Source organism: Actinacidiphila sp. DG2A-62, assembly GCF_035825295.1.
Taxonomy (GTDB): Bacteria; Actinomycetota; Actinomycetes; order Streptomycetales; family Streptomycetaceae; genus Actinacidiphila.
The window spans coordinates 1,403,404-1,417,807 of record NZ_JAYMGI010000002.1 but is presented as its reverse complement, the minus strand read 5'-3'; the positions used below and the strand labels follow the sequence as shown (position 1 = coordinate 1,417,807).

Annotated in this window: 7 protein-coding genes and 2 pseudogenes; 5 read left to right on the top strand and 4 right to left on the bottom strand. The window is 73.2% G+C overall.

Annotated features, from left to right (window positions below; all coding sequences use genetic code 11):
- Positions 1 to 4 precede the first annotated feature (4 nt).
- Complete coding sequence (locus VSR01_RS06385; RefSeq protein WP_442785651.1) at positions 5 to 976, top strand: zinc-binding dehydrogenase; 972 nt, start codon at positions 5 to 7, stop codon at positions 974 to 976.
- 98 nt (positions 977 to 1,074) lie between these two features.
- Complete coding sequence (locus VSR01_RS06380) at positions 1,075 to 1,671, top strand: sugar O-acetyltransferase (RefSeq protein ID WP_326448302.1); 597 nt, start codon at positions 1,075 to 1,077, stop codon at positions 1,669 to 1,671.
- Between the two features lie 34 nt (positions 1,672 to 1,705).
- Here the strand turns inward: VSR01_RS06380 and VSR01_RS06375 are convergent.
- The 3 genes and pseudogenes from VSR01_RS06375 to VSR01_RS06365 all read right to left on the bottom strand — a co-directional run bounded on the left by VSR01_RS06375 (position 1,706) and on the right by VSR01_RS06365 (position 5,219).
- Positions 1,706 to 2,587: pseudogene (locus VSR01_RS06375) on the bottom strand (geranyl diphosphate 2-C-methyltransferase).
- A gap of 66 nt (positions 2,588 to 2,653) precedes the next feature.
- Positions 2,654 to 3,714 (bottom strand): annotated as a pseudogene (locus VSR01_RS06370) (terpene synthase family protein).
- A 17-nt stretch (positions 3,715 to 3,731) separates the two neighbouring features.
- On the bottom strand, positions 3,732 to 5,219 hold the full coding sequence (locus tag VSR01_RS06365; protein ID WP_442785405.1) for a family 2B encapsulin nanocompartment shell protein: 1,488 nt from the start codon (positions 5,217 to 5,219) through the stop codon (positions 3,732 to 3,734).
- 663 nt (positions 5,220 to 5,882) lie between these two features.
- Between VSR01_RS06365 and VSR01_RS06360 the strand changes: the two genes are divergently transcribed.
- Positions 5,883 to 7,973, top strand: a complete 2,091-nt coding sequence (locus VSR01_RS06360) for an MGH1-like glycoside hydrolase domain-containing protein (RefSeq protein ID WP_326448301.1) — start codon at positions 5,883 to 5,885, stop codon at positions 7,971 to 7,973.
- A 60-nt stretch (positions 7,974 to 8,033) separates the two neighbouring features.
- Here the strand turns inward: VSR01_RS06360 and VSR01_RS06355 are convergent, their stop codons facing one another.
- Positions 8,034 to 9,236, bottom strand: coding sequence for an ROK family transcriptional regulator (locus VSR01_RS06355; protein ID WP_326448300.1), 1,203 nt, complete (start codon positions 9,234 to 9,236; stop codon positions 8,034 to 8,036).
- 193 nt (positions 9,237 to 9,429) lie between these two features.
- Here VSR01_RS06355 and VSR01_RS06350 point away from each other — a divergent pair, with 193 nt between their 5' ends.
- Together VSR01_RS06350 and VSR01_RS06345 are read left to right on the top strand one after the other, a co-directional pair.
- On the top strand, positions 9,430 to 12,861 hold the full coding sequence (locus tag VSR01_RS06350; RefSeq protein ID WP_326448299.1) for a glycoside hydrolase family 3 C-terminal domain-containing protein: 3,432 nt from the start codon (positions 9,430 to 9,432) through the stop codon (positions 12,859 to 12,861).
- Between the two features lie 194 nt (positions 12,862 to 13,055).
- Entirely contained in the window at positions 13,056 to 14,318 is a 1,263-nt protein-coding gene (locus tag VSR01_RS06345; RefSeq protein WP_326448298.1) for an epoxide hydrolase family protein, read from the top strand.
- Positions 14,319 to 14,404 lie beyond the last annotated feature (86 nt).

Below are 14,404 nucleotides of genomic sequence, written 5' to 3'. Positions count from 1 at the left end.
CACCATGCGCGCGATCGTCCTCGACGCACCCGGCCCGGCCGGCAGCCTGCGGCTGCGCGAACTGCCCGTGCCGCAGCCGGGACCCGGCCACGTCCGGATCAAGGTCGAGGCGTTCGGCCTCAACCGCTCGGAACTGCACACCCGGCTCGGCCTCGCCGAAGGGGTGACCTTCCCCCGCGTCCCGGGCATCGAGGCCGCCGGCACCGTCGACCTCGACCCGGACGGGCTGCTGCCGCGCGGGCAGCGGGTCGTCGCGATGATGGGCGGCATGGGCCGGACCTTCGACGGCGGCTACGCCGAGTACACCGCCGTGCCCCGCTCCTGCGTGATCCCGTTCGACTCGGACCTGCCGTGGTCCGTGATCGGCGCGGTGCCGGAGACGCTCCAGACCGCGTACGGCTCGCTGACCGTCGGACTCGATCTGCGCAAGGGCCAGTCCCTGCTGATCCGCGGCGGCACCTCCGCGCTCGGCCTCGCCGTCACGACGCTCGCCAAGGACCTCGGCGCGACCGTGCTGGCGACCACCCGCAACCCCGCCCGCACCGCGGACCTCGCGCGGCACGGCGTGGACCACCCGCTCGTCGACGACGGCGACGTGGCCACGCAGGTGCGGCGGCTGCTGCCCGAGGGCGTGGACGCCGCGCTGGAGCTGGTGGGCGCCCCCACCCTGCCGGACACCCTGCGCGCCGCCCGCGTGCACGGCACCGTCTGCTTCGCCGGCATGCTCTCCAACGAGTGGGTCGTGCACGACTTCTACCCGGGCGGCTACCTGCCGCGCGGCGTACGGCTGTCGGCGTACGGAGGCTCGGCCTCCGACCTGCCGGCCGAGGTGCTGCAGCACTACCTCGACGGCATCGCCTCCGGCCGCACCAGCCTCGGCCCGGTGCACACCTACGCCCTGGCCGACATCCCGTCCGCCCACCGGGACATGGAGGAGGGCCGCAAGGTCGGCAAACTCGTCGGCCTCACCTCCTGACCGGGGCGCCGCCGGCGCGTCCGCCGCGATTGCTACGGTAGGGGCCGCTTCGATCGGCAAGGGCCCCGCGGGGCCGGGGCGGGGAGGGTGGATCGCGCGTGACGGGCGGCGAACAGGAGGCGGTCCGCGAGCGCATCCGCCGCGGGCTGGTCTACACCGAGTCGGAGGCGGCGTTCCTGGCGCCGCGGCGCCGCCCCGACCTGGTCTTCGAGTACAACAGGACGCCGCCGGGCGACGAGCGGCGCAAGCGCGAGCTGCTGGAGGCCGCGCTCGGATCGGTGGGGGAGCGCTGCGTGCTGCTCGCGCCGTTCCACGCGGCCTTCGCCAGCAACGTGCACATCGGCGACGACTTCTTCGGCAACGTCAACCTCACCTTCGTCGACGACGTCGACATCCGCATCGGCGACGGCGTGATGATCGCGCCCGGCGTGACCCTCACCACCACCGGCCATCCCGTGCACCCCGCCCGGCGGGTGGACTTCGCGCGCTTCTCCGAGCCGATCGTGATCGAGGACAAGGTGTGGATCGGCAGCAACGCCGTGGTGCTGCCCGGCGTCCGGATCGGCTACGGATCGGTGATCGGCGCCGGCAGCGTCGTCTCGCGCGACATCCCGCCGATGGTGGTCGCCGTCGGCGCGCCCTGCCGGGTGCTGCGCCCGGTGACCGACGACGACCTGACCACCCGTCTGCCCTGAGCCGGGCCCGCCGCGACGGGCCCGGCACATCGGGTCAGACCCGGTCGGCGACGATCATCAGGTACTGGAAGCTGCCGTTCTTGTACGCCGTCAAGAACGCGTCCTCCACGCCCGTCACCAGGTGGTCGGCCTGCTTGCGCAGCTCCCAGTACGGGATGGTGGCCGCGGTCAGGTCCTCCACGTGCACCGGCACCAGCCGGTGCGCGGCCATCGCCTTGAAGTACGCCGAGCGCGGATGGATGTCGCAGATGTAGTGCGCGTTGATCAGCGACACCTCGCGCGAGGCGCGGCCGTAGGTGTCGTTGTAGCAGCCGGTGATCACCACGTAACGGCCGCCGCGGCGCAGCAGCCGGGCGTGCTCGGCGAACAGCAGGTCCAACTCCACGTACATCGTGGACTCGTTGTTCCACGAGGCCGCGAACCCGCCCGTCGGCAGGCCGGTGTCGAGCATGGTGCGGTGGTGGTAGCGCACCTTGCCGTCGATGCCGCGGGCGCGGGCCTGCTCGTTGGCGAAATCCGCCTGCTTCGCGGAGAGCGTCACGCCGTCGGCGTAGCACTCGTAGCGCAGGTGAGCGGTGACGCTGCCGCCGCCGCGTCCGCAGCCGGCGTCGAACACCCGGTCGTCGGGCGACAGCGGGCCCAGCCGCTCGGCGAGCAGCACCGCCTGCGCGTGCTCCAGCCGGTGCAGCTCGCCGGTGATCCGCTCCCGGCGCCGGGCCGAGTCGGGCTCGTCGAGCACCGACCAGCGGACGTCGCCGACGCCGTAGTGGTGGTGGTAGAGGTCGTCGATCCTGCCAAGTTCGAGGTTGACCGGGTTCTGCTCGGTGTTTCAGTAGTCCGCGACGCGGGCCTGGTACGTGGACTGGGCCGGGATCGGCAGGGACGCCGTGGTGGTGGCGGGGCTGTGCGTGGTCAACGAAGAATCTCCTCGGATCGCGGTGATATGCGGCGGTGCATCGGATGCGGCCTGCCAGTGATCGGCCTACCAGTAGTCCGGCAGGTGGTAGCGGTGGGTGTTGGTCGCGTGACACTCGTGGTTGCCGGCCACCCAGTCCGACAGCCCCTGCGCGTACCGCGCGACGAGCGGGCTGGTCGCGGCCAGCGCGGCGGCCTCCTCCTCGAAGGACGCCATGATCCGGTTGTGGATCTCGACCGACTCCAGATAGGCGGCCTTCAGCCCGTGCCCCTCGTTCTCGGCCACCACCAGCGGCAGGTTGAGGTGCGTCGGGTCGCCGGCCAGCTCCTTGGTGAAGGAGTACAGGTCGTTGACGATGGTGGTGGCGTTGCAGGCCGGCGCGGTGATCCGCTGGATCTCCGGGCGGGCGTAGAGGATGTCCGGCAGCTCGTAGCCGTCCACCGCGTCCACGATCGACAGGCACGGACGGAAGTTGTTGAACTGCCGCATCACCAGGTACTCCCAGATCCGCGGCCAATAGCGGGTCTCGGCCCAGGCGGCCTCGGCGAGGTAGCCCAGGTGCAGCCGGGCGATGTCGTGCACGAAACGATTCGTCTGGCTGGGCGTGGCGAACGCCGCGTAGTCCTTCATCGCCCAGTGGTACGAGCGCAGCGGCCCGTCCGACTGCATGCCGAGCAGCCACTGCTCCTGCGACCGCGCGGTGCCGTGGTGCGGGTCGATCGCCGACTGGGCCATCAGCAGCGGGCCGCCGAGGCCGCGGTGCGAGGCGCCCCGGCCCTCGTCCTCCTCGCAGTAGCAGGAGTCCACCAAATTCTCGGCCAGCAGCAGCTCCCCGGCCACGGTCAGCCGGTCCAGGTCCACCGCGCCCGGGTGCTGCAGCACCACCGCGCGGCCGAACTGGAAACCGGCGAAGTCCCCCTTCCAGGCCGGGGGAACAGGTCCAGGCGGCGCGCCCACTCCTCCAGCCTGCGGTCGACCTCGCGCACCTTCTCCGGATCGGCGGGGGCGACCGGCCGGTACCTGAGCCCGGGGACCGCGCCGCCGCGCCGGGCGCGCAGCGAGCGCACCGGGCTCGGCGGCCGGGGGAGCGGACCGGGGGCGGTGGACGTGCTGGCGGCAGCGTTCAATTCCGTACTCCACTCGGTCACTCGGCCGGCCGGCCGAGTCGGACGTTCTCCAGGATTCCGACCGCGTCGGGGACCAGCACCGCCATCGAGTAGTAGGCGGTGACCAGGTAGCTGACGACGGCGGTCGCGTCGATGCCCATGAAGCGGACGTTCAGGCCCGGTTCGCGCTGCTCGGGCAGCGCGGCGGGGCGCAGGCCGACCACGCCCTGGTCGTCGGCGCCGGTGCGCAGCGCCACGATGCTGCTGGTGTGCCGCCCGCTGATCGGGATCTTGCCGCAGGGCAGCAGCGGGACGCCGCGCCAGGCCGGCACCTGGTGGCCGCCCAGGTCCGCGGTGCGCGGCGCGATGCCGCGCAGGGTGCACTGGTGGAAGAACGCGGTGATCGCCTTGGGGTGGGCGAACAGCACGGTGGTGTCGCGCCGCATCGCCAGCAGCTCGTCCAGGTCGTCGGGCGTCGGCGGCCCGGAGGAGGAGCTGATCCGCTGGTCGTAGTCGGTGTTGTGGAGCAGCCCGAAGTCCCGGTTGTTGACCAGCTCCCACTCCTGGCGCTCGCGGATCGCCTCCACCGTCAGCCGCAGCTGCTGGTGGGTCTGGTCCATCGGCTCGTTGTAGAGGTCGCCGACCCGGCTGTGCACCCGCAGCACAGTCTGGGTCAGCGACAGCTCGTACTCGCGGGGGCTGAGTTCGTAGTCCACGAAACCCGGGTCGATGACCGGTTCGCCGGTGTGGCCGGCCCGGACCGGCAGGTCGGCCTCGCCCGCGCGGTTGACCGGCCGGGCCGACCGCTCGGCGTGGCCGGCCAGATGGGCGGCGAGGGCGGGCGCGCGGTCGGTCAACCGTTTCACCGCGGTCCGCGGCAGCGCCAGCAGCAGGCACGCGGTGTCCGCCCGGACCAAGACCTGCCAGCGCGGCTCGGCCCCGACGAACACCTCCTCGCCCAGCGGCTCGCCGTTCGCGACGACCCCGAGCGACGCCTCCTCGCCGTACGGACCGGAGGTGAACCGGGTCAGCCGGCCATGCACCACCAGGAAGGTCTCCTTGACCGGCCGGCCGCGCTCGGCGAGCACCTGGCCGGGCTCCAGCCGGCGCACCCGGTAGCCGGCGGCGAGCTTGCGCAGCGCCTCGGCGTCCGGGCACCCGCGCAGCGCCGGGAGCTCGGCGAGCGTCTCGGGGACCACTTTGACGTCGTCCGCGCCGTTCTGCTCGAAGCGCACCCGGCCGCTGCCCGGTCGCAGCCGCAGCCGCCGGTTGACCCGGTACACGCCGGCCGACACGTCCACCCACGGCAGCGTCCTCAGCAGCCACCGGGAGCTGATCGCCCGCATCTGCGGCTCGGACTTGGCGGTGGTGGCGAGTTGGCGCGCCGCCTCGGTGCCGAGGCTGGTCAGCGGTGCGCCGCCGGCGGACGGGGGCGGCGCCGCCGTGCCCGGTCCTGCGCTGCTTTCCTGGCTGCCCGGACCTGCCGGGCTGCGCGGGCTGTCCGAACCGGGCGGGTTGCCTGGCACTGTGCCCCCGGGAGACGTACGGGGCGGGCGGGGCGCGGCGGCCGGTGACGGGCACCGCCCGCCGCGCCCACCGGCCAAACAGCGCGGCGCCGCCGCCGGTACGGCGCGCGGGGGCGGCTTCGCGCCCCGGGTTGCGCAAACCACCCGGCTGACGCGCCAACCGGCGGGGCGGCGCGCCGCCGGCCGGGCGCCTGCTGCGGGCGCTCGCCCGGACGGGGGACAGCGCGAGGTTGCAAACGGAGGCGCGGCACCCGGAAAGAGTGAAATCCGCCGGGCGCCGGGACACAGCCCCGCACACCGGACGCCGACCGGTTGAAACTGCTCAACCAATCAGCCGCTCAACGGCGAATAGGGGTGGAGCAGGCGTTCTGTCTCGTCCTGCGGACCGCCCTTCTCCTCGGGCGACGCACTCGCGGGCAGGGCGACGAACCATCCAATACGCCATCAAAAGGCCCACACCGACGCGGTTTTCGGGCACCTTCCGGTGACCTGCGGTGAGCAACTGCCGTGCGATCGGCGCTTCATGGACTTCTTGCAGGAATGTTGACGTGCTGACTTTTTCCTCACTACGGTCGAACTCCGATGCCCACGGCATGCGTCCGAGGGGCAGCGGAATCCTCCGCCTCTGCGGCGCCGCACCCGGCGCCGAGGAAGGTACGTGCCATGAGGTTCAGACCGACGACCGGGCGGCGCACACGCGTCACCGGCATCATGACGGCCGGCGTACTGGCGCTCAGCACCGTTCTGTACGGGGCGGGCGCGGTGGACGCGGCCGACGACGGCCCCGGCGCGGCGGCGCCCGCCGCTCCCACGCTGACGTTCGCCAACTCCGACAGCCAGGCCCTGTACGGCACCGCCTACCAGGCCGCGCTGACGAACGTGCTGAAGACGAACACCATCACCTGGGACCCCGCGGTCTACGACAAGAGCGGGCTGATGGACACCGGCGTCGGCATCCTGCGGGCCGGCGGCGGCTACCCGCAGCCGTGGACCCGCGACGCCTCGGTGAACAGCTGGAACGCCGCGAGCCTGCTCGACCCCGCGCTGGCCCGCAACACCCTGTGGTCGGCGGTCGACAAGGACGCCTCGGGCAAGCTGCAGATCCAGCAGGACGACCAGCAGTGGGACCAGGTCATCTGGGTGACCGCCGCGTGGAACCAGTACCTGGTCACCGGCGACACGTCCTTCCTGCGCGACGCGTACCAGACCGCCGCGGACACCCTCGCCATCCGCGAGCACGCGAGCACCGCCGGCTACAACTCCACCTACGGCCTGTTCACCGGCGCGTCCTTCTTCAACGACGGCATCGCCGGCTACCCCGCGCCGCCGGCCGACGCCACCGAGTCCGTCAGCACCGGCTCCATGCCGTGGCCGGGCGTGGCGACCGGCATGTTCCTCAGCACCAACGAGGTCTACTACGCCGCCTACACCAACGCCGCGAGCATGGCCGCCCGCCTGCACCGCCCGGCGAAGGAGGTCGCGGCCTACCGGCACAAGGCCGCGGCGCTCAAGCAGGCGATCAACCAGCACTTCTGGAACAAGAAGACCGGCAGCTACAACTACATGCTGCTCGCCGACGGCACCACCGGCGCATACCAGGAGGGCACCGGCCTGGCCTTCGCGGTGCTCTTCGGCATCGCGAGCCCCGCCCAGGCGAAGTCCGTCGTGGCGCACGCCACCGAGATGACCTGGGGCATGCCCGACACCTACCCGAACTGGACCCGCTACTCCGACGACCAGCCGGGCCGGCACAACGCCATCGTCTGGCCGGTGGTGCAGGGGCTGTGGGCGCGGGCGCTGGCCCAGCAGGGAGCCCAGCAGGGCTTCGCCTCCGAGACCGCGCGGCTGGCCGAACTGGCCGACAGCAACAGCGGGTTCTGGGAGATCTACAACGGCCACACCGGCGTCGTGGACGGCGGCTACCAGCGGCTGGGCGACGACGTGAAGTTCCACTGGGGCTCGCAGCCGGACCAGACCTGGTCCGCCACCGCCTACCTCAACATGATCGACTCCGGACTGTTCGGCCTGTCGTTCTCTGACAACGGTGTCAGCTTCGCGCCGACCCTGCCGGCCGGCTGGGGCGACGCCACGCTCAGCGGGCTGCACTACCGTGACGCCACACTGACCGTCGCGCTGCACGGCGCGGGCGCGACCATACGCTCGTTCACCGTGGACGGCCGGCGGGTGCCCGGCCACAGCCTCCCGGCGTCGCTCAAGGGCCGGCACACCGTCGACATCACCCTGACCGGCGCGGTCGTCGGCGACCGGGACAAGGACGGCGTGCGCGACTCGGCCGACCGGTGCCCGGACCTGCCCGGCACGTCCGCGCTGCGCGGCTGCCCGGCGCCCGACCACATCGAGGCCGAGGACGCGCTGAACACCGGCGGCGTCAAGACCAACGTCAACCACACCGGCTACAGCGGCCGGGCGTTCGTCGACGGCCTGTGGGCGCAGGGCGCGGCGTCGTCCTTCACCCTGCACCGCGCCACGTCCGCGGCCGGCACCGGCTCGCTGACGCTGCGCTACGCCAACGCCAACGGCGACGCGCGCACCATGACGCTGTCGGTCGACGGCAAGGCGGTCCGCCAGGTGTCGTTCCCCAAGGTCTCCGACAGCTGGGACGACTGGGGCACCGTCACCTTCGACGACATCCCGGTCAGCGGCACCGCGCCCGTGGTCACCGTCTCCTACGGGGCCGGCGACAACGGCTCGATCAACCTCGACTGGGCGGAGTTCCACGCCACCTCGGGCTGAGCCGCCGGGCCGGGCCGGCGGGGCAGCTCCAGCCGGTCCGGCCGACCCGCCCGCGACCCGTCAGACCGCGCCCGTCATCCGCAGCTGCGTCGCCGCCACCGCCGTCGCGATCGCGCCGCGCACCTCCGCGTCCGCGCCGAGCCGTCCGGTGACCACCTCGGCGGCCTGCGCGCTGGCGGGCTGGGCGTAGCGGGCCACGGACTCGCGGATGCCGGCGGCGAACGGCTCGCCGGCCGCGCCGAGTTCGCCGCCCAGCACGACGGCCGACGGGTTCAGGCAGTTCACCAGGTCGGCCAGCACCCGGCCGACCGTCCGGCCGGCCTCGGCCAGCACCCGCGCCGCGGCCGGGTTGTCGGCGACCTCGGACAAAGGAGGGACCTCGTGCTCGTCCAGCGTCTGCTGGTGCGTGGCCAGCACGTGTGCGAGCTGCTGCCGCACGGTGGTGATCGACACCACCGTCTCCAGGCAGCCCCGGCTGCCGCAGCGGCACCAGTTGACCGCGTCCGGGAGCTGGGTGTGGCCGATCTCGCCGGCGATCCCGGTCGCCCCGCGGTAGGGCCGGCCGCCGATCACGATGCCGGCGCCGATGCCGTGGGACGCCTTGACGTACAGGAAGTCCTCCAGGCCGCGGGCGGCGCCGTAGGCCTGCTCGCCGAGCGCGCCCATGTCGGCGTCGTTGCCGATCGCCACCGGGTGGCCGAGCCTGCGGGCGAGTTCGTCGGCCGGGGCCAGGCCCACCCAGTCGGCCAGGATGGTCGGCGGGCGGACCACGTGGGTGCGGATGTCCAGCGGCCCGGGGATGCCGGCGCCGATGCCCCGCACCTCCTCCATGGTGTGCCCGCCGGCCCGTACGCACTCCCGGGTCAGCCCGGCGGCCACGTCCAGGACCGCGGACGGGCGGTGGTCGACGTCGAGGGTCTCGGTGCGGCGCGCCAGCACCTCGCCGCCGGTGGTGGCCGCGGCGACCGTCACGTGCGCGTGCCCGAAGTCGATGCCGACGACCACGCCCTCGTCGCCCACCAGGCTCACCACCGTCGCCCGCCGGCCGCGGCCGGTCGCGCTGCCCGGCGCGGGCGACTCGGCCACCAGCCCGCTGGACCGCAGCGACGACACGCAGTCGCTGATCGCGCTCGCGGACAGCCCCGTCATCCGGCTCAGGCTCGCCCGGGTCAGCCCGCTGCTGTGCTGCGCGAGGATCGCCAGAACCTGGTCCCTCGTGCGCCTGCGCCGGGCCGAGAGCGATGCCGAGTCGATGCCGTCCATGCCGGGGAGTCTACGGGTTTTCTCCGGTAGGAGGCAGATATATCCCCCGGTTCCGACCGCTGACCGTGCGTGCTGCGGACACCGCGGTTCGGCTCCCGTCCTAGACAACGATGTCGCACCGGCCCGACGACCCAAGGGAGTTCGTGTCATGCGTACCACTTCGCCCCGATTGCGGCGCAGGCGTATTTCTGCGTTGACCGTCGCAGTCACCTCTGTCCTCTTCCTTTCACAGGCGGGGACGTCGCACGCGGCGCCTCCGTCCGCGCAGCCGGCGGCGGACACCTCCGCCTGCCCGTGGGTCACCTCGCACGCACCGGTCGACCAGCGCGTCGACCACCTGCTCGCCGCGATGACGCTGGACGAGAAGATCGGCGAACTGCACGGCGACAACAGCGGCGACTACGCCGGCACCGTCCCGGCCGTGCCGCGCCTGTGCATACCGAAGCTCACCCTCGACGACTCGCCCGCCGGTGTCGGCCACCAGATGACCGGCGTCACCCAACTGCCCGCGCCGGTCGCCGACGCGGCCACCTGGGACCCGGACCTGGCCCGGCGGTACGGCCAGGTCGTCGGCAGCGAGCAGTGGGGCAAGGGCGACGACGTCGACCTCGGCCCGACCGTCAACATCGTCCGCGACCCGCGCTGGGGCCGCGCCTTCGAGACCTACGGCGAGGACCCCTACCTGTCGGGCGAGATCGGCACCGCCGACGTCGACGGCATCCAGAGCACCGGCGAGATGGCCCAGCTCAAGCACTGGGCCGTCTACAACCAGGAGGCCAACCGCAACAACAGCGACGACGACGCGATCATCGACCAGCGGGTCGAGCAGGAGATCTACCTCTCCCAGTTCGCCGCCGTCGTCAAGGACGCCCAGCCCGCGTCGCTGATGTGCTCCTACAGCTTCATCAACGGCCGGCCCGCCTGCCAGGACCCCTACATCATGAAGCAGGTCCTGCGCGGCCAGTGGGGCTACCAGGGCTTCGTCACCTCCGACTGGGGCGCCACCCACTCCACCGTCGCCTCCGCCGACGCACGGCTGAACATGGAGATGCCCTCCGGCCAGTTCTACGGCGACGCGCTCAAGCAGGCCGTCCTGAACGGGCAGGTGTCCACCGCCACCCTGGACGACCTGGTGCGGCCGATCCTCACCGAGATGTTCGACTACCACCTGTTCACCAGGACGCCCACCGGCACGCCCGACTCCGTGGTCACCACGCCCGCGCACGTCGCCGTCGCCAGGAAGGTCGCCGAGGACGGCACCGTGCTGCTGAAGAACGACGGCGGCCTGCTGCCGCTCTCGCCGAGCAGGAAGTCCTCCATCGCGGTCATCGGCCGCGACGCCGGACCCGGCGCCCTCACCTCCGGCGGCGGCTCAGCGGCCGTCGCCGCCGACTCCGTCGTCACCCCCTACCAGGGCATCGCCGCCCGCGCCGGCAAGAACGTCACCGTGAACTACGCGCCCGGCGACACCCCGTACGGCGCCCTGCCGCCGCTGCCGCCCTCCGTGCTCACCCCCAGCGCCGGCGCCTGCAACGGCCTCACCGGCACGTACTACCAGGGCACCGACCTGTCCGGCACCCCGCTGACCACCGCCAACACCGACCTGGTCGACTTCGGCTGGAACGGCAGCCCGCCCCTGCCCAAGGTCCCGGCGAGCAACTGGTCCGCCAAGTACACCGGCACCCTCACCGCGCCGAGCACCGGCACGTACACCTTCTCCGTCACCAGCGACGACGGCAGTCGGCTGCTCGTCGACGGCCGGCAGATCATCGACAACTGGCGCGACCAGGGCGGCACCACCGAGACCGGCACCGTCACCCTGACCGCCGGCCAGAAGGTCGCGATCGAGATCGACTACTACCAGGCCGGCGGCGGCTCGCTGCTGGACTTCGGCTGGCAGCCGCCGGGCGGCCCCAGCACCCCGCTGCAGCAGGCCGTCGACACCGCCAAGTCCTCCGACGTGGCCGTGGTCTTCGCGAGCAACGTCGAGGGCGAGGGCAGCGACCTGCCGAACATCGACCTGCCCGCCGACGAGGACGCGCTGATCAAGGCCGTCGCCGCGGTCAACCCGCACACCGTCGTGGTGCTCGACACCGGCTCCGCGGTCACCATGCCGTGGCTCGACTCGGTCCAGGGCGTCTTCGAGGCGTGGTACCCCGGCCAGGAGGACGGCAACGCCATCGCCTCGCTGCTCTTCGGCGACGTGAACCCGTCCGGCAAGCTGCCCGTGACCTTCCCCAAGAGCCTCGACGACGTGCCCGCCTCGACCGCCGCCCAGTGGCCGGGCGCCGACGGCAAGGTGCGGTACTCCGAGGGCCTGGACGTCGGCTACCGCTGGTACGACGCGAAGGACATCGAGCCGCTGTTCCCCTTCGGCTACGGCCTGTCCTACACCGACTTCCGGTTCGGCGCGCTGAAGGTCTCCGCGCCCTCCACCACCTCGCTGGGCGCCGTGCGGGCCAGTGTGGACGTCACCAACACCGGCCGCAGGGCCGGCTCGGACGTCGTGCAGCTCTACGTGCGCGACCCCGCGGCGACCGGTGAGCCGCCCGCGCAGCTGAAGTCCTTCCAGAAGGTGAGCCTGGAGCCCGGGCAGACCCGGCGCGTCACCTTCCAGGTACCCGCCTCGGACTTCCGCACCTGGAACGAGACCACGCAGAACTGGCAGGTCGCCGACGGCGCCTACGGCCTCATGGTCGGCGACTCCTCGCGGGACCTGCCCGCCCGGGGCTCGGTGCGCGTGGTGCGCAGCTACGGCTCGCAGGGCGTCACCCTCCAGGCCCCGTCCATCCTCCCCGCCCGGCAGGTCCGGATCGGCGGCGCCTTCGTCAACGACGCCGACGTGCCGGTGCGCGACGTCGCCGTCACGCCCGGCGTGCCGGCCGGCTGGACCGTCAGCCCGCGCGTCGTCCGGATCAAGCACGCCGCCGCGCACTCCACCACGAAGCTGACCTTCACGGTGACCCCGCCGGCCACCGCGAAGCCCGGCTCGCAGGAGCTGACGCTGGACGCCGCCTACGCCGAGGAGAAGGTCGGCCACGCCCGCGCCACCCAGGCCGTGGCGACCGTCACCACGCCGTACCCGAGCTTCACCGCCGCCTTCGACAACATCGGGATCAGCGACGACTCCGACCCCGCGGCGGCGAACTTCGATGGCTCCGGCTACAGCTTCTCCGCGCAGGAGCTGGCCGCGGTCGGCATCAGGCCCGGGCAGCCGGTCACCGCGGGCACGACCACCTTCACCTGGCCGGACGTCCCCCCGGGCACCCCGGACAACGTCGCCACCCAGGGCCAGGTGATCCCGCTGTCCGGCGCGGGCGGCACGCTCCACCTGCTCGGCGCGGGCGGACCGGGCAACCAGAGCGGCGACTTCACCGTCACCTACACCGACGGGACCACCTCGACCTCGCCGGTGGCCCTGGCCGACTGGTGGGCCAACTCGCCCTCCCCGGGCGACACCCTCGTGGCCACCGCCGCGAACTGGAACCAGCCGCCGAACGGCAGCGGACCCCACAAGGTCAGCCTCTACGCCACCTCGCTCCCGCTCACCGCGGGCAAGCAGGCCGCGTACGTGACGCTGCCGAACCTGCCCGGCATGCATCTGTTCGCCGCGACGCTGGACTAGCGGCAGCAGCGACAGCAGCGACGGCAGCGGCGCTCGTCGCCGCGCACCACGGGCGGGTCGCGGACCACCGCGGCCCGCCCACCGGTGTGGTCGCGGCGTCGGGATGTCCGTGTCTCGGTGCCTCCGCGGCGTCGGTGCGCGCGGCGCGGCGCGGCCGGGGGGCCGCCCGCCCGCGCCTTTGTAGGGTGGGCGGCATGCCGGACGACGCCACCCACCGCCCCGAGCCCTTCGCGCCGAAGGCGAGCGCCGCCGCGCTCGACGACCTGCGCGCACGGCTGCGCGCCACCCGCTGGCCCGACGCGCCCGAGGACGCCGGCTGGTCGCTGGGCACCGACCTGGACTATCTGCGCGACCTCGTCGCGTACTGGGCGGACGGCTTCGACTGGCCGGCCCAGGAGGCCGCGCTCGGCCGACTGCCCCGCTACCGGGTGCGGCTCGGCGGCGGACCCTCCGGCGGCGCCCCGGCCGGGAGCACCCCCTCCGGCGGGGGCGCCCGCCCGGCCGGAACCGCCCCCTACTCCGGCGCCGTCCACTTCGTGCACGCCAAGGCGGTCGCGCCGGCCGGCCGGGCGCTGCCGCTGGTGCTCAGCCACGGCTGGCCCGACTGCTTCTGGCGCTACGCCAAGGTCGTCCCGCTGCTCACCGACCCCGGCGCGCACGGCGCCGACCCGGCCGACGCGTTCGACGTCGTCGTGCCGGACATGCCCGGCTACGGCTACTCCGACGCGCCCGCCGGCGCGCCGCTGAACTCCATCGCGGTGGCCGGCCTGTGGGCCGAGCTGATGGACGTGCTCGGCTACCCGCGCTTCGGCGCCGCGGGCGGCGACATCGGCAGCCACGTCAGCCGCTACCTCGCCCTGGACCACCCCGACCGGGTGGTGGCCGTGCACCGCACCGACGGCGGGCTGCCGGTGTTCGGCGGCGACCCGGCCGAGCTGACGCCCGAGGAGCGGGAGTGGATGCGGCAGGCCGCGGCCTGGGGCGCCACCGAGGGCGCGTACGGCGCGATGCACCGCACCAAGCCGCAGACCGCCGCCTTCGGACTGAGCGACTCGCCGGCGGGCCTCGCCGCGTGGATCGTGGAGAAGCTGCGCGCGTGGAGCGACTGCGGCGGCGACATCGAGCGCTCCTACACCAGGGACGAGATCCTGACCCTGGTCACGCTCTACTGGCTGACCGGCACGATCGGCTCCTCGATGCGGATGTACAGCGCGAACGGCGCGATCCCGGTGGAGCAGCTGACCCGCCGCGTCGACGTCCCCTCCGGCTTCGCGCTGTTCCCCGGCGACATCGTCCGCCCGCCGCGCGCCTGGCTGGAGCGCACCGCGCACGCCGTGCGGATCACCGAGCCGCCGCGCGGCGGCCACTTCGCGGCGTTCGAGGAGCCCGAGCTGTACGCGCGGGAGCTGCGCGAGTTCTTCCGCCCGTACCGCGAGGCGGTCGCGCCCCGGGACTGACGTCGCGGCGGTCGCGCCCCGGGGGTGACGTCCTCCGGGCCGGCGTCCCGAGCCCGGCGTGCCGCACGTCCCGGCGTACTGCACGT

Coding starts and splice junctions, on each gene's coding strand:
- VSR01_RS06385 (WP_442785651.1), top strand. CDS start 5: ATGCGCGCGATCGTCCTCGACGCACCCGGCCCGGCCGGCAGCCTGCGG.
- VSR01_RS06360 (WP_326448301.1), top strand. CDS start 5,883: ATGAGGTTCAGACCGACGACCGGGCGGCGCACACGCGTCACCGGCATC.
- VSR01_RS06355 (WP_326448300.1), bottom strand. CDS start 9,236: ATGGACGGCATCGACTCGGCATCGCTCTCGGCCCGGCGCAGGCGCACG.
- VSR01_RS06345 (WP_326448298.1), top strand. CDS start 13,056: ATGCCGGACGACGCCACCCACCGCCCCGAGCCCTTCGCGCCGAAGGCG.